This is a genomic window from Litchfieldia stipae (assembly GCF_014837155.1).
In the GTDB taxonomy this organism is placed as follows: Bacteria; Bacillota; Bacilli; order Bacillales; family Bacillaceae_L; genus Litchfieldia.
Window position 1 is genome coordinate 1 of sequence record NZ_JACYHA010000021.1, and the last position, 13,822, is coordinate 13,822.

Annotated in this window: 18 protein-coding genes; 4 read left to right on the forward strand and 14 right to left on the reverse strand. The window is 37.2% G+C overall.

The window, feature by feature from the left end; translation table 11 throughout:
* Positions 1 to 292 precede the first annotated feature (292 nt).
* Positions 293 to 514, reverse strand: a complete 222-nt coding sequence (locus tag F7888_RS18450) for a hypothetical protein (protein ID WP_191782082.1) — start codon at positions 512 to 514, stop codon at positions 293 to 295.
* A gap of 149 nt (positions 515 to 663) precedes the next feature.
* On the opposite strand from F7888_RS18450, the gene pdaB reads away from it, so the two are divergent.
* On the forward strand, positions 664 to 1,428 hold the full coding sequence (gene pdaB, locus F7888_RS18455; RefSeq protein WP_191782084.1) for a polysaccharide deacetylase family sporulation protein PdaB: 765 nt from the start codon (positions 664 to 666) through the stop codon (positions 1,426 to 1,428).
* A gap of 18 nt (positions 1,429 to 1,446) precedes the next feature.
* Here the strand turns inward: pdaB and F7888_RS18460 are convergent, their stop codons facing one another.
* Positions 1,447 to 2,046, reverse strand: a complete 600-nt coding sequence (locus F7888_RS18460) for a KinB-signaling pathway activation protein (protein WP_191782086.1) — start codon at positions 2,044 to 2,046, stop codon at positions 1,447 to 1,449.
* 169 nt (positions 2,047 to 2,215) lie between these two features.
* Here F7888_RS18460 and gerD point away from each other — a divergent pair, with 169 nt between their 5' ends.
* Positions 2,216 to 2,800, forward strand: coding sequence for a spore germination lipoprotein GerD (gene gerD, locus F7888_RS18465; protein ID WP_191782088.1), 585 nt, complete (start codon positions 2,216 to 2,218; stop codon positions 2,798 to 2,800).
* A 50-nt stretch (positions 2,801 to 2,850) separates the two neighbouring features.
* Here the strand turns inward: gerD and F7888_RS18470 are convergent, their stop codons facing one another.
* The 3 genes from F7888_RS18470 to F7888_RS18480 all read right to left on the reverse strand — a co-directional run bounded on the left by F7888_RS18470 (position 2,851) and on the right by F7888_RS18480 (position 5,257).
* Positions 2,851 to 3,894 (reverse strand): Mrp/NBP35 family ATP-binding protein, encoded by a 1,044-nt coding sequence (locus tag F7888_RS18470; RefSeq protein WP_191782090.1) that lies wholly within the window; start codon positions 3,892 to 3,894, stop codon positions 2,851 to 2,853.
* Between the two features lie 97 nt (positions 3,895 to 3,991).
* Positions 3,992 to 4,669, reverse strand: coding sequence for an N-acetylmuramoyl-L-alanine amidase CwlD (gene cwlD, locus F7888_RS18475; protein WP_412096016.1), 678 nt, complete (start codon positions 4,667 to 4,669; stop codon positions 3,992 to 3,994).
* 144 nt (positions 4,670 to 4,813) lie between these two features.
* Entirely contained in the window at positions 4,814 to 5,257 is a 444-nt protein-coding gene (locus F7888_RS18480) for a YbaK family protein (protein ID WP_191782094.1), read from the reverse strand.
* 309 nt (positions 5,258 to 5,566) lie between these two features.
* Between F7888_RS18480 and F7888_RS18485 the strand changes: the two genes are divergently transcribed.
* Complete coding sequence (locus F7888_RS18485; RefSeq protein WP_191782096.1) at positions 5,567 to 6,145, forward strand: sigma-70 family RNA polymerase sigma factor; 579 nt, start codon at positions 5,567 to 5,569, stop codon at positions 6,143 to 6,145.
* Positions 6,129 to 7,211, forward strand: coding sequence for a DUF4179 domain-containing protein (locus F7888_RS18490; protein WP_191782098.1), 1,083 nt, complete (start codon positions 6,129 to 6,131; stop codon positions 7,209 to 7,211). The genes F7888_RS18485 and F7888_RS18490 overlap by 17 nt, the downstream gene beginning before the upstream one ends.
* Positions 7,212 to 7,445: 234 nt before the next feature.
* Here the strand turns inward: F7888_RS18490 and rpsI are convergent, their stop codons facing one another.
* From rpsI to rpsK, 9 genes are all read right to left on the reverse strand, one after another.
* The gene (gene rpsI / locus F7888_RS18495; RefSeq protein WP_191782100.1) at positions 7,446 to 7,838 is read right to left on the reverse strand and encodes a 30S ribosomal protein S9; all 393 of its coding nucleotides are present in this window, start codon (positions 7,836 to 7,838) and stop codon (positions 7,446 to 7,448) included.
* Between the two features lie 21 nt (positions 7,839 to 7,859).
* Positions 7,860 to 8,297: a 50S ribosomal protein L13 gene (rplM, locus tag F7888_RS18500; protein WP_191782102.1), complete on the reverse strand. Its 438-nt coding sequence runs from the start codon at positions 8,295 to 8,297 to the stop codon at positions 7,860 to 7,862.
* A gap of 153 nt (positions 8,298 to 8,450) precedes the next feature.
* On the reverse strand, positions 8,451 to 9,191 hold the full coding sequence (gene truA, locus F7888_RS18505; protein ID WP_191782104.1) for a tRNA pseudouridine(38-40) synthase TruA: 741 nt from the start codon (positions 9,189 to 9,191) through the stop codon (positions 8,451 to 8,453).
* Between the two features lie 4 nt (positions 9,192 to 9,195).
* Positions 9,196 to 9,990 carry an energy-coupling factor transporter transmembrane component T family protein gene (locus F7888_RS18510; RefSeq protein ID WP_191782106.1) on the reverse strand — a complete coding sequence of 265 codons (795 nt, stop codon included), beginning with the start codon at positions 9,988 to 9,990 and terminating at the stop codon, positions 9,196 to 9,198.
* Entirely contained in the window at positions 9,978 to 10,859 is an 882-nt protein-coding gene (locus F7888_RS18515; protein WP_191782108.1) for an energy-coupling factor ABC transporter ATP-binding protein, read from the reverse strand. The genes F7888_RS18510 and F7888_RS18515 overlap by 13 nt, the downstream gene beginning before the upstream one ends.
* Positions 10,835 to 11,677, reverse strand: coding sequence for an energy-coupling factor ABC transporter ATP-binding protein (locus tag F7888_RS18520; protein ID WP_191782110.1), 843 nt, complete (start codon positions 11,675 to 11,677; stop codon positions 10,835 to 10,837). The genes F7888_RS18515 and F7888_RS18520 overlap by 25 nt, the downstream gene beginning before the upstream one ends.
* A 171-nt stretch (positions 11,678 to 11,848) precedes the next feature.
* Positions 11,849 to 12,211 carry a 50S ribosomal protein L17 gene (rplQ, locus tag F7888_RS18525; RefSeq protein WP_191782112.1) on the reverse strand — a complete coding sequence of 121 codons (363 nt, stop codon included), beginning with the start codon at positions 12,209 to 12,211 and terminating at the stop codon, positions 11,849 to 11,851.
* 88 nt (positions 12,212 to 12,299) lie between these two features.
* Positions 12,300 to 13,244: a DNA-directed RNA polymerase subunit alpha gene (locus F7888_RS18530; protein ID WP_191782114.1), complete on the reverse strand. Its 945-nt coding sequence runs from the start codon at positions 13,242 to 13,244 to the stop codon at positions 12,300 to 12,302.
* Positions 13,245 to 13,432: 188 nt separating this feature from the next.
* Complete coding sequence (gene rpsK, locus F7888_RS18535) at positions 13,433 to 13,822, reverse strand: 30S ribosomal protein S11 (protein WP_191782117.1); 390 nt, start codon at positions 13,820 to 13,822, stop codon at positions 13,433 to 13,435.

Sequence of the window (13,822 nt, forward strand, 5' to 3'; positions counted from 1 at the left end):
TCATCCTGAGCCAGGATCAAACTCTCCAAAAAGAGTATTGATTGCTCAATAATTTGTTACTTGATAAAACGTTGACGCTTGTTTATTGTGTTCAGTTTTCAAAGAACTTTTCGTAAGAATGTCGTTTAGGCGACTTTCATAATATAACATGATGTTCTTTCAATGTCAACAAAAACTTTGAAATGTTTTTTTGAAAACATGTAACTGTTTTTTGCGACGAAATCTAATATACCACCCTATTTTTAATAAGTCAACAACAAAACAAAAAAAGATAGAGGCTCACTCTACCTTTTTATACTTTCATTGATTTCGTTCGTATGTACTTTGTACATTCAGAGGGTGCTGCCACCCGCTTGAACAATTGGAATAAGATTTTATATCTTTCTTCCATTGCCTTTTTTACAATGTGATCAATTCTTGAGTCTTCAATATCAAGGAGAATTTCCTCCAACTCACGTTTTATTAGATACTCTATTTCTTTTACTTCTTTATTATTTATTAGTAACCCTATCATTGATTTCACCCCAAGATTATCTTTACTTCTAGTTATTTCCACTAATAGAGAAATTATGAAATATTTTTTCGCTCTAAAAAATCCTCATATATTAGGTTGACAAGCATATTATGTAGACAAGGAGTTCACTTTGTTTTGGAGGGATTAGCATGAATTTTTTCTTTATTATGAACGGAAAAAAAGTAAAGCAAACTCTTATCGTTGTCGTTGCTGCATTCTTTACTGCTGGAGTCCTATATATTGAAAATGGGGCACTTGCTCCTGTATTTTCTTCAGAAGGTGGGCCGACGGCAATTTATAAAGGTGAAGAAAAGGAAAAGAAAGTGGCACTGACATTTAATATTTCCTGGGGAGATACAAAAGCCATTCCGATCCTTGATGAACTTAAAAATGCTGGAATAAAGAATACGACATTCTTTTTATCTGCATCGTGGGCTGAAAGGCATCCAGATATTGTGGAGCGAATTATTAAAGATGGTCATGAGATTGGAAGTATGGGCTACAATTATGATAATTATACTGGAATGGAAGAAGCAAAGGTCAAAAGGGATATCTTACATGCCCAAGATGTATTTAAAAGCTTAGGTGTGAAGAAAATCAATTTGTTACGACCACCGAATGGTAATTTTGATAAAACAGTTCTAAAGATTGCTGATTCATTGGGTTACACTGTCATCCATTGGAGTATCGATTCAAAGGATTGGAAGAACCCTGGTACTGAAAAAATCATTGAAAATGTTGTAAAGCCTCTTAACGGCGGAGACATCATTCTTCTTCATGCATCAGACTCTGCCAAGCAAACTGAAAAAGCACTATCACCAATCATTAATGAAATTAAGGAAATGGGTTACCAAAATGCATCCGTATCATCCCTACTTGCTAATGCAGAAGCGAAGGAAAAAGAAATCAAATAAAAAAGCTGATCATGTTGATCAGCTTTTTTGATTTGTAATTTTAGGTAGGATGAGTAATTGATAAGCATTACATATTAATAATGGAATGATCATTAAATATAACCAGCTTGACTCATCCACTCTTAGAGCAGGGACCCATTCGATAGTGGTTACAACAAACATAAAGAATAAAGCAGGGATATACGCCTGTTTATTCGTCATTTTGCTCTTGAAGTAAGCGATGATTAAGCAAAATACAAATACTGACAACGCAATGGTTATGTATGGGAGTAGCGAATACCCTTTATCCTCAGCAAATGCCTGATATCGAAAATAGACCAAATCAAAGAGCACGAAAGCAATAATGACGAGCTGTACTGGATTCCAAAGCTTCCTAAACATTCCTAGACCGAAGCGATGTACTGTTAAATAAGCAAAGAACCCCATTTGGCTAATAATACTAAATATAAATCCGACTCCAATAAGCCAAAGTAATATTGAAAGGATTTCTATCACTTCAACATTTACGAATAATTGCTTATATTCATCCCATTTTAGAGCAAACCCTACGATTGAGGTACTTAACGCACCAACGAGTAAAGTTGATAAAAATAATTTAACCCAATTACGGCTTTTCACAAGAATATCCTCCAGATTCTATTTACTTGAGTATGACCAAGTAATCGTACGTTTTGATTGTAACAATGGATTCTGTAAATTTCCATAACTTCATTATAACAAACGTATATTTTTTTGCGATAGTATCATATTAAACATAGGATGATTCTTGAAAGGGGCTATTGTCAATATGAGAAAACTAAAAGTGCTCCTCCTGTTTACTCCTTTTTTCCTTATGATAGGATGTGCCCCGGCGGAGCAGGGAAGTAATCGAATGGATTATGACCAAACAAAGAAAATGGTCATTGATATATTAAAAACGGACGAAGGTAAGGGAGCAATTGAAGAGATTTTCAACGATGAAAAAATGCAGCAAAAGTTAATTATGGACCAATCCGTCGTTTCTCAGTCTATTCAATCGACACTTACCTCAGATGAAGGGATTGCTTTCTGGAAGAAGACATTCGAAGATCCAAAGTTTGTAGAAACATTTGCAAAAAGTATGCAATCAGAGCACGAAAAGATGATTAAGGGCTTAATGAAGGACCCTGAATATCAAGGTTTAATGATGGATATTATGAAGGACCCTGAGTTAGAGAAAGAAATGCTGGAGCTATTAAAAAGCAAAGAATACCGCGGGTACCTCCAAACAGTCATGAGTGAAACCTTTGACAGTCCATTATATAAAACAAAGATACAAGATATCCTTATAAAAGCTGCTGAAGATGTACAAGCAATCAAATCAGCTGAAAAAAAGGCTGAAGAGGAAGAATAACAAAGTAAAAAGAACTGACCAATTGCGTTGGACAGTTCTTTTTTTCTAAATTATAGTGTGTCAATTAACTTTTGAGCAATTTCCATATAGACCTTCCCTACACGGTGGTCTTTTTCATAAATCGATGGTGCAAAATCATCCTCGTTCCAATCAGGCTGCTGTAGAGGTAATTGGCCAAGAAGTGGTGCTTGCAATTCTTCTGCTAACTTCTCTCCTCCACCTTTTCCAAATACATACTCCTTTTCACCTGTTAACTTACTTTCAAAATAAGACATATTTTCAATCACACCAATGACTTCATGATCTGTCTTAATTGCCATTGCTCCCGCTCTTGCTGCAACAAATGCTGCGGTTGGATGGGGAGTCGTGACGATGACCTCCTTACATGCAGGAAGCATATTATGTACATCTAACGCTACATCCCCAGTACCAGGTGGTAAATCTAACAATAAGTAATCTAAGTTACCCCATGCTACATCATTGAAGAAATTTCCTAGCATTTTCCCTAGCATCGGCCCTCTCCAAATAACCGGAGAGTTGTCCTCAACAAAGAATCCCATAGAGATGACCTTTACCCCAAATCGGTCAACCGGGATAATTTTCTCTCCCTTTACAACCGGTCTTTTGGAGATACCCATCATATCTGGCACACTGAAACCATAGATATCAGCGTCGATTAAACCAACCTTCTTCCCTAATCTCGCTAATGAGACCGCCAAATTGACAGAAACGGTTGATTTACCTACTCCACCCTTCCCACTAGCTACAGCGATAAAGGTTGTCTTATTCCCTGGGGATAGCAATGATTCTGATTCATCATTTTCAATAAATTTCTCAATAACCTCACTAGGTAAATCCATAAATCTCAATCCCACAGATTCAGCCCCAGCTTCTTTTAATGCGTTTACAATTTTACTCTGTAACTGAAGTTGTTCAGAGGTACCAGTCTTAGCAAGTGCAATTTTCACACTCACATGTGCCTTTTCTTCCTTGATTTTAATTTCTTGGACAGCACCTGTCTCCTCAAAGGTTCTATGTAAAAATGGATCATTTAAGCTTGATAATGTGGTAAGTACTTTCTCTTCAGTTATCATCGTCTACACCGCCTATTATAGTAATTAAAGTTAGTATAGCATAATCTCGTCTTATTTTCGTGTCAGATTACTCAGACAAAATGAAAATACCCGCCTATTAATCAGGAGGGTTGTTTTCATTGGAAAAATATCTAAGTATTCCAAGGTACATCGATTCAGCAACCTTTGTTTGATATTCTTCTTTAGTCAGCATATTTCTCTCATTCGGATTTGATAAGAATCCAACCTCTACTAATGCACCAGGTTTCTTTGCATTCTTTAGTAGGTATACACCATTTATTTTTTTTGCTTTGCGGTCGGTGTTTCCTAGGTTGGTGCGAAGTTCATCTTGAATAAACTTAGCTGCCCTTTCGTTCTCACTGTAGGTACCATAATAAAAGGTTTGTGCGCCACTCCACTTTGGAGATGGAATCGCATTTAGATGAATACTAAGAAATAAATCAGCCTCAGAGGAGTTAATCATTTCAACCCTTTTCCTTAAGTCCTCCGATTTTCTACGACTATAACCTGATGTATCTTCAGCTGCTAGGTCTGAGTCATCCGTTCTTGTCATTTGGACAAGAGCCCCCTGTTCTTGCAGATAGTCTCTAAGCTTCAAACTAATTTCCAGGGCAATGTCTTTTTCTAGCACCTTACCGCTATTTGCTCCCCCATCTGGCCCACCATGCCCAGGATCTAAGACAATAATCTTGCCTGATAGAGGTAGATTCCACGGATTTAATGACGGTTTATCTAAATAGATCACTTGAAAAACCGAAAATGCTGCAATAAAAATAATAATTAAGCCACCTAGTATTAATTTTTTTCTCAACCTAACCCCTCCTGCATGTCCCGTCAATTAACTATATGGGACAAGGGGAAATATTATGAATAAAAAAAGGGATCTTTTCATTTAGAAAAGAACACCTCAAGTCTACCTCTAATGTAATTTTAATCGATATCGCTTTTCTCCTTTGATAAAGCCTTCATTCCACCATGAATCCACATAATGTTCACAGGTATAATACAAGCCTTCACTTACCATGTCATAATCTCCAGCATGGGTCCAATACGTGATAAAATCATATAAATGATCAGTAAGATATTTAAGGTCATAATAGCTTCTTTGTTTCACACTCTCAACCGATTCACCATAATAGCCAAAACGACTATTCCTTGCTCCAAGTAAAAAAGCCTCAATGGCTATATCCATACATCCCTCTTCAATCGAAGTCACAAATAAAGTCTTTGAACGTAAGTAGCTCCCAAAGCTATGATTGATTTTCTCCTTCAGGCTTTCTAGTGAGATTTCTCGTAGCATCTTTCGTTCATAACTTAATTGCTTTTGGACCTTCTTTTCTTTAAACGTTGTAATGACATTCATAGATCGGAAACCTCCCTTACCTCTAGTTTCCGTTTTGTTCAGTGATTCATGCACCAAGGTGTAAACTACCAATACTTCCACAACTTGCTTTGTTTAAATCCTAAAAACAAAAAACATGATATTCCAAATTACGCTATTGGAATAAAGTAGAAATTATTATAATTAAGTAATTATCAACCATTTTTGGTGATATCTAATGAATTCCTCATTAAATAAGCAATTAATTTAAAAATCATGAGAAAAAAATTATCTTCTTCTCGTTATATATTGTATAACAGCTTTTACAACAAATTAAAGGAGAAAACACAAATGAAGTCCAATGAAACCAATTATATTAAGCGTCTCCAACAAGGGAAGGAAGATGCCTTGGAGTATATTATTGATTTGTATTTACCTCTTATTAAAGGTATTGTTCAAAAAGTACTTAGGCCCATTCAAAAAGAAGAGGTTATTGGGGAGTGCGTAAATGATGTTTTTCTATCTATTTGGCAAAATGCGCATAAGTTTCGCGGTGATAATTCAAATGCCTTTAAAAGTTGGATATGTGCGATCGCAAAATACAAATCTATTGATTATTACAGAAGAGAAGTAAAGAACAGAGATAAAACTTCAGAATATCTTGAGGTCTATTCTGTAAAATCTGCGGAGAATACTATCAATCGTTTTGAGAACAAAGATGAGGTCATGGAACTAATTAGACGATTGGACCCTCTTGATCAAAAAATTTTTATTATGAGATACTTATTAGATTTAAAATCAGAGGAAATTGCAGTGAAACTCAACATGACAACATCTGCAATCGACAATCGAATATTTAGAGGGCGAAAGAAGCTAAAAAAAACCATTTCTAGTCTTGATCGGAGGTTTATTTATGAAGGACATATATAATTATCTAAATGATGTTGAATTAGATGTAAATCAGTTTGAAGAAGCAGATGTTAGCGAATTTGAAAAGAAGAAGATGAAGAAAGAGCTACTAAAAAAAATCAGAAAAGCAAAACCCTCAAGATGGAAGAAAGCTCTAACATCCGCCACTATTTCCATCTTTCTATTGTCAGCGACACTATTTGGACTTTCCCTTACCACTAATGCAGAGGAAATTCCTATCTTAGGTAATATATTTAAATTCTTCAATAATGACGGATTTTTTGAGAGTTATGATGAAAATGCGAAAAGCCTAACCATTACACAAGAAGTAAATGGCGTATCCGTTACTGTCAATGAAGCTATATTCGATGGAAAAACCCTCTATATTACCTATACGATAGAGAGCCAATTAGATCTTGGAGAATCTCCTCTTATTGATGGAATGCCTAATATCGTAGGAGAAGATACATTTATTCATACTGCAAATCACGAAATGATGAAAATCGATGAGAATACATACATCGGAGTAACTACTGCTAATCTTTTATCTGAAGAGCAAATTAATCAGGGGACCTTTGAATTTGTTATTGAAAAAATCATACCGAATCTTACTTATGGTACGGAACCGATAATGGGCAATTGGAATTTTCAATTTAAGCTAGTTGCTACTGATAATGAGGTACAATTGGTGGACTTACATTCTGAGAAGACAGGCATAGCCATTAATATTAAGAAAATAACATATACCCCCATGTCATTTTTAATCTTCTACGATGAAGTAATCTCAAAAGAAATAAGAGACAAGTGGGATTTTGTATCAACGTATATTGAAGTGAAGGATAACCTTGGTCATGTATATAAATACAAACATAATGGTGGATATAGTAACTCGGAAACAATGCTCTATTTAACGAGTACATTTGAAAAACTTAATCTAGAAGCAACAAGCCTAATTATTACACCAATAGTAGAACTTTCTCAGTCTGATGGAACAGACGAATATGGAGGGGTATATCGTAACGAAAATAGTACAGCCCCAATAGAAACAATCAAGCTACAAGAAATCGTTGTGAAAATTAATAAATAAACAAAAGAAAATACCCCAGTATAGTATAAACTATTTTCAAGTTATACTTGGGGTATTTTTTATGTATTTGCTTGTAATCTCCCTCAACCACCTTACTTATTTCTTATTAATTTAGAGTGGCTAATAATTCATATTCCGCCTCATAACATCTCCTTTCGTCACCCAAATGTGGCATATTCATTGATAAAAAAAGACCCTTTCCACAAAAAGTGAAAAGAGCCTTGAAACGTAATATTAACGCTTTGAGAACTGAGGTGCACGACGAGCGCCTTTAAGACCGTATTTTTTACGTTCTTTCATACGAGCGTCACGAGTTAATAGTCCAGCGCGCTTTAGAGTTCCGCGGAATTCTGGGTCAGCTTGAAGTAACGCACGAGCGATACCGTGACGAATTGCACCAGCTTGACCAGTGTATCCACCACCATTTACATTTACAAGAACATTGTAGCTTCCTACAGTTTCAGTAGCAGCAAGTGGTTGTTTCACAACTTCTCTTAAAGCTTCGAATGGAATGTATTCTGAGATGTCACGACCGTTGATGATGATGCTACCGTCGCCAGGAACTAAGCGTACACGTGCAACAGAGCTCTTACGACGACCAGTGCCATAATATTGTACCTGTGCCAAATTAAATTACCTCCTTATTAATTAACCGCGAAGTTCGTAAACTTCAGGTTGTTGTGCTTGATGTGGATGTTCAGCTCCAGCATAAACGTGAAGCTTTTTGATCATTTGACGACCAAGAGAACCTTTTGGAAGCATGCCTTTGATAGCAAGCTCTAACATTTTCTCTGAGTAGTTTGTGCGCATTTCTAAAGCCGTTCTTTGCTTTAATCCACCAGGGAATTGGCTGTGACGGTAGTAGATTTTATCAGTTAGTTTTTTACCAGTTAATTCGATCTTTTCAGCATTGATGATGATTACATAATCACCAGTGTCAACATTTGGTGTAAAAGTTGGCTTGTTTTTACCACGTAAAACTGAAGCAACTTCACTTGCAAGACGACCTAAAGTTTTACCTTCAGCGTCTACAACGTACCATTTACGCTCTATGTTATTAGCTTTCGCCATAAACGTTGTACGCATGTGTTTCCCTCCTAATAAGTAAAAAATACTTTTGGTTTATTTTATTCTAACACGATTAAAGACTTTCCGGGGCTTTATCGTGGGGTTAAAATACCATACCTTTGATATGATATAACTTTGTGCAACTAATGTCAAGAAAATGTTACACCAGGATTAGTTGTCATACGTGACTTTCCATAAATATAGTCCATGACCTGGGGCTGTCTTTCCTGCTAGAGATCTGTCCTGCTGCAACAGCATTCCTTGGATATCCTGGGGCTTAATTTTCCCTTGTCCAACCTCCAACAATGTTCCAACAAGAATACGAACCATATTGTAGAGGAAACCATTCCCAACAAAACGAAAAATATACTCATCTCGTTCTTCTAACAGCTCCACCTGATACAACGTTCTTACTTTATCCTTTACCTCAGTCTTTGCTGAACAAAAACTTGTGAAGTCATGGGTACCTATTAAATAACGCATCGCTTCCTTTATGCTTTCTAGGTCTAGTTGATATGGATAGTGATAAGCGTAGTGTCTGTTAAACACATCCCTTGTTGGGGTATGAGATAGCTTATAGCGGTATTCCTTTTTAACAACATTAAAACGGGCATGAAAATCAGTTGATACCTCTTCAACATTATGGACAACAATGTCTTCTGGTAACAAAGAATTTAACGCCTTTTTCCACCTATTTACCGCAATATCTAAAGGAGTGTCAAAATGAATCACCTGTCCCACCGCATGAACCTTCGCATCTGTCCGTCCTGACCCGACAATATGAATAGGACATTTATGCATCTTAGATAAGATACTCTCTACCGTTTCCTGAACGGATCGTTTATTCGGTTGAATTTGATACCCAAAAAAGCTCGTACCATCATACGCAATCGTACATTTAAGTCGTTTCATATTCTTAGCTCCTTAGAAAAAAGAGGCCTATTGCCAAAAGGATAAGAAGGCCTAGCATGATGGTGTCAATGAATTTCCATTGTAGAACTCTTAATTTCGTTCTTCCTTCCCCTCCACGATAACCACGTGCCTCCATCGCTGTTGCAAGTTCCTCGGCTCGTTTGAAAGCACTAATAAATAATGGCACTAATAACGGAACAATGGCATTAAGTCTATCCTTCACCGGACCAGATCTAAAATCCATCCCTCTTGCCGTTTGGGCCTTCACAATTTTTTCCGTTTCTTGCATCAGTGTTGGGATAAATCTTAACGAAATAGACATCATCAATGATAATTCATGGACAGGGAATTTAAATCGTTTTAATGGTTGTAATAAGCTCTCCATCCCATCAGTGACTTCAATGGGTGTTGTGGTCAACGTTAAGATCGTTGTCATTAGGATTAAGAATAATAATCTAAGTGAAATATAGATCCCTTGGATTAGTCCACCTTCATAAATATCTAGGGTCCCTAGTTCAAATAGTAACTCCCCTTCTTTTGTCATAAAGAGATGAACAAAGAAAGTAAAAATAATGATCAATAGGATAGGCTTCAAGCCATTTATAATATAATAGAGCGGAATTCTTGTTAGAAGTATAATAGCTATAGTGAAGAGTCCTAATAATGCATAGGAGTAGGCATTGTTTGCTAGAAAGACAACAAACACAAAAAGAGATACAATGACAAGCTTTGATCTAGGGTCCATTTGATGTATGAGCGATTTTCCAGGGACATATCTGCCAATAATTAATCCTTGCATTGTGCACCCTCACTCTTTGCTATAAGCTCATTTATATGGGCAACCAACTCATCCATCGTTAAGCATGATGAAGGAATGGTGATATTGAAACGTTGTTCAAGCTTTTGCTTAAATCGAACAGTTTCTGGCACATCCAGACCAAGAGCATGAAGTGCTTCAGGATTAGAGAAAATCTGTTCAACTGAACCTTGATTAACAATCGTACCTTTATGCATCACACAAATTTCATCGGCATACCTAGCCGCATCCTCCATACTATGTGTCACTAGAATGGTCGTCAGCTGCTTCTCCTTATGTAACTGATAAAACATATCCATCATCTCTTTACGGCCTCTAGGGTCTAATCCTGCAGTTGGTTCGTCTAAAACAATCACTTCAGGCTCCATCGCAAGAATACCAGCAATGGCTACCCTTCTCATTTGTCCACCACTTAAATCAAACGGTGACCTTGATAAATACTCCTCAGACAATCCAACAAGCTTAATCGCTTCTTTGGCTCTTTTTTGGGCAACATCAAGTGAAACACCAAAGTTCAATGGTCCATAGCAGATATCTTTTTCAATCGTTTCTTCAAACAACTGATGCTCTGGAAATTGAAAGACAATCCCTACCTTACGTCGAAGAGATTTCAACTCTTTTTCCTTCTTCTTTGCACTTATGCTTCGATTCCCTATAGTCATTGTCCCTGAAGTTGGTTTTAACAGCCCATTGAGATGCTGAATGATTGTCGATTTACCAGACCCCGTATGACCTATTATCGCCATAAAAGTCCCTGACTTAATCGTCGTATTAATATCATATAATGCTAGTCGTTCGAAAGGAGTACGGACCTGATAACGATATTCTAATTCTTCAAACCTAATGTCCATAATTCTTCAATTAACTCCTCTTCCGTCACATGTTTTTTTGTAAGAGCAATCCCTTTTTGAGCCAACTGCCCAGATAACTTAACAGGAAAGGGAATATCTAAACCAATCTCAACTAACTCCTTTTCCATCTTAAAGATTTCACTTGGAGTTCCTTCGGCATAGAGTTCTCCTTCTTTCATAACAATCATCCGGTCTGCTCTAGACGCCTCTTCCAAATCATGTGTAATTGATAAAACAGTAATATTAGATTGTTCCTTTAGCTTCCAAATCGTCTCAATGACCTCTTCTCGTCCCTTTGGATCTAACATTGCTGTGGCTTCATCCAAAATAATCACTTCAGGATGGAGAGCAATGACACCAGCAATGGCCACCCTTTGCTTTTGACCACCAGAAAGCTGATGAGGTTCAGAGTCAAGATAATCCTCCATTTTCACTAGCTTAACAGCCTCAGCAATTCGTTGTAACATTTCACTTCGAGGCACACCATTATTTTCGAGACCAAATGCGATATCATCGTTAACCGTTGATCCTACAAACTGATTATCTGGATTTTGAAAGACCATACCGACCTTTTTACGTACATCCCAAATTGTTTCATCATTAAGCTCAAGTCCTTGAAACAACACATTCCCACTGACTGGGAAAAGAATTCCGTTCAGGATTTTGGCTAGTGTTGATTTCCCTGAACCATTATGACCAACAATCGCAAGCCACTCACCAGCACGTACAGAGAAAGAAACCTCTTTTAATACATCCTGTGCTTCATCATTATATTTAAAGGTAACAGCATTTACTTGGAGTATCTCATTTTCCGCCATTTTTTCCTCCTAAGCACAACTATCAGGTGACTAGTGTAATAGAGTTAATTATATATGATGTATATGAATAATAAAAATATCATGTTATGTATGTAACCTATTTTTCTCCAAATAAAAAAGGGCATAGATCCAGTTAAAAACTGCCCCGCCCTTAAATATTTGTAGCTAGAATTATACTAATTCAATAATAACCATTGGTGCGCCATCTCCACGACGAGGTCCAAGTTTCATGATACGAGTGTATCCACCTTGGCGTTCTTCATAGCGAGTTGCAATATCACTGAATAGCTTTTGAAGTGCGTCTTGACCAGACTCTTCGTTTGCTACTTCATTACGGATATAAGCTGCAGCTTGACGACGTGCATGCAAGTCTCCACGCTTACCTAAAGTGATCATTTTTTCTACAACAGATTTCAATTCTTTCGCACGAGCTTCAGTAGTTTCAATACGCTCGTTGATGATTAAGTCAGTTGTAAGATCACGAAGTAAAGCTTTACGTTGAGCACTTGTACGACCTAGTTTTTGATATCCCATTCGATGTCCCCTCCTTTGTTAAGCTTGAATTGGAAGATGAAACATTCATTAGGCAAGAAAATGCCTAGTTATTTCTAGAAATAACTAGTCAGTCATCTTTACGTAAGCCTAAGCCTAGTTCTTCTAATTTAGCCTTAACTTCTTCTAAAGATTTACGACCAAGGTTACGAACCTTCATCATATCTTCTTCTGTTTTATGAGCAAGTTCTTGAACTGTGTTGATTCCAGCACGTTTTAAGCAGTTATATGAGCGAACAGAAAGATCTAGTTCTTCGATCGTCATCTCTAGAACTTTTTCTTTTTGGTCTTCTTCTTTCTCTACCATAATTTCTGCATTTTGAGCTTCATCAGTCAGTCCAACGAAAATGTTCAAATGCTCAGTCAAAATTTTTGAACCAAGAGCAATTGCTTCTTTCGGACCAGTACTACCATCTGTCCAGACATCAAGTGTCAACTTATCAAAGTTCGATACTTGTCCTACACGGGTATTTTCTACTTGATAAGATACGCGCGAAACCGGTGTGAAAATTGAATCAATAGGAATTACACCTATTGGCTGATCTTCACGTTTGTTTGAATCAGCTGGAGTATATCCACGTCCACGTCTTGCAGTTAATCTCATGCGTAAATGTGCATCCTTTGCAAGTGTTGCAATATGCAAATCAGGATTTAACACTTCCACATCACTGTCATGAGTAATATCTCCTGCAGTCACTGCCCCTTCACCCTGTATATCAATTTCGAGCGTCTTCTCTTCATCAGAGTAGATTTTAAGTGCTAGTTTCTTAACATTTAAAATAATAGATGTTACATCCTCGACGACGCCTTCAATTGTTGAGAACTCGTGCAGTACACCATCTATCTGAATAGATGTTACAGCGGCACCAGGGAGAGAAGATAATAGGATACGACGTAAGGAGTTACCCAAAGTAGTACCATATCCACGCTCAAGTGGCTCGACGACGAATTTACCGTATTTGGTATCTTCGCTGATTTCAACCGTTTCGATTTTTGGTTTTTCAATTTCGATCATTTATAAACCCTCCTTCAAAACGTCGAAACCTCGGCTAGACGATTACGATTACTTATCTAACCGAAATTCCCCAAAGTTAAGTTCCCGAATGTGCACAACAACTGGAATAATTATTCTGTAAGAACTTATAAATTTTTTAGTTTATCATAACCCATTATAGACATGGATACAAAATCTATACAGAAAAATTAAACACGGCGACGTTTTGGTGGACGGCATCCGTTATGTGGGACTGGAGTAACATCTTTGATAGCTGTAACTTCTAAGCCTGCAGCTTGAAGAGCACGGATAGCTGCTTCACGACCAGCTCCTGGGCCTTTTACAGTTACTTCAAGAGTTTTTAAACCATGTTCCTGTGATGCTTTAGCAGCTGTTTCAGCAGCCATTTGAGCAGCGAAAGGAGTAGATTTACGAGAACCTCTGAAACCTAACGCACCAGCACTTGACCATGAAATCGCATTACCGTGTACATCTGTTATTGTTACGATTGTGTTATTGAATGTTGAACGGATGTGAGCAACACCAGCTTCAATATTCTTTTTCACACGACGTTTACGAGTATTCGTTTTACGAGCCAT

What these genes read in the sequence shown, in the direction of transcription:
- rpsK (WP_191782117.1), bottom strand. Translation starts at nt 13,822, where the DNA reads ATGGCTCGTAAAACGAATACTCGTAAACGTCGTGTGAAAAAGAATATT.
- rplQ (WP_191782112.1), bottom strand. Translation starts at nt 12,211, where the DNA reads ATGGGATATCAAAAACTAGGTCGTACAAGTGCTCAACGTAAAGCTTTA.
- truA (WP_191782104.1), bottom strand. Translation starts at nt 9,191, where the DNA reads ATGAAACGACTTAAATGTACGATTGCGTATGATGGTACGAGCTTTTTT.
- F7888_RS18470 (WP_191782090.1), bottom strand. Translation starts at nt 3,894, where the DNA reads ATGATAACTGAAGAGAAAGTACTTACCACATTATCAAGCTTAAATGAT.
- gerD (WP_191782088.1), top strand. Translation starts at nt 2,216, where the DNA reads ATGAGAAAACTAAAAGTGCTCCTCCTGTTTACTCCTTTTTTCCTTATG.
- F7888_RS18530 (WP_191782114.1), bottom strand. Translation starts at nt 13,244, where the DNA reads ATGATCGAAATTGAAAAACCAAAAATCGAAACGGTTGAAATCAGCGAA.
- rplM (WP_191782102.1), bottom strand. Translation starts at nt 8,297, where the DNA reads ATGCGTACAACGTTTATGGCGAAAGCTAATAACATAGAGCGTAAATGG.
- F7888_RS18515 (WP_191782108.1), bottom strand. Translation starts at nt 10,859, where the DNA reads ATGGACATTAGGTTTGAAGAATTAGAATATCGTTATCAGGTCCGTACT.
- F7888_RS18485 (WP_191782096.1), top strand. Translation starts at nt 5,567, where the DNA reads ATGAAGTCCAATGAAACCAATTATATTAAGCGTCTCCAACAAGGGAAG.
- F7888_RS18490 (WP_191782098.1), top strand. Translation starts at nt 6,129, where the DNA reads ATGAAGGACATATATAATTATCTAAATGATGTTGAATTAGATGTAAAT.
- F7888_RS18520 (WP_191782110.1), bottom strand. Translation starts at nt 11,677, where the DNA reads ATGGCGGAAAATGAGATACTCCAAGTAAATGCTGTTACCTTTAAATAT.
- pdaB (WP_191782084.1), top strand. Translation starts at nt 664, where the DNA reads ATGAATTTTTTCTTTATTATGAACGGAAAAAAAGTAAAGCAAACTCTT.
- F7888_RS18510 (WP_191782106.1), bottom strand. Translation starts at nt 9,990, where the DNA reads ATGCAAGGATTAATTATTGGCAGATATGTCCCTGGAAAATCGCTCATA.
- F7888_RS18450 (WP_191782082.1), bottom strand. Translation starts at nt 514, where the DNA reads ATGATAGGGTTACTAATAAATAATAAAGAAGTAAAAGAAATAGAGTAT.
- F7888_RS18480 (WP_191782094.1), bottom strand. Translation starts at nt 5,257, where the DNA reads ATGAATGTCATTACAACGTTTAAAGAAAAGAAGGTCCAAAAGCAATTA.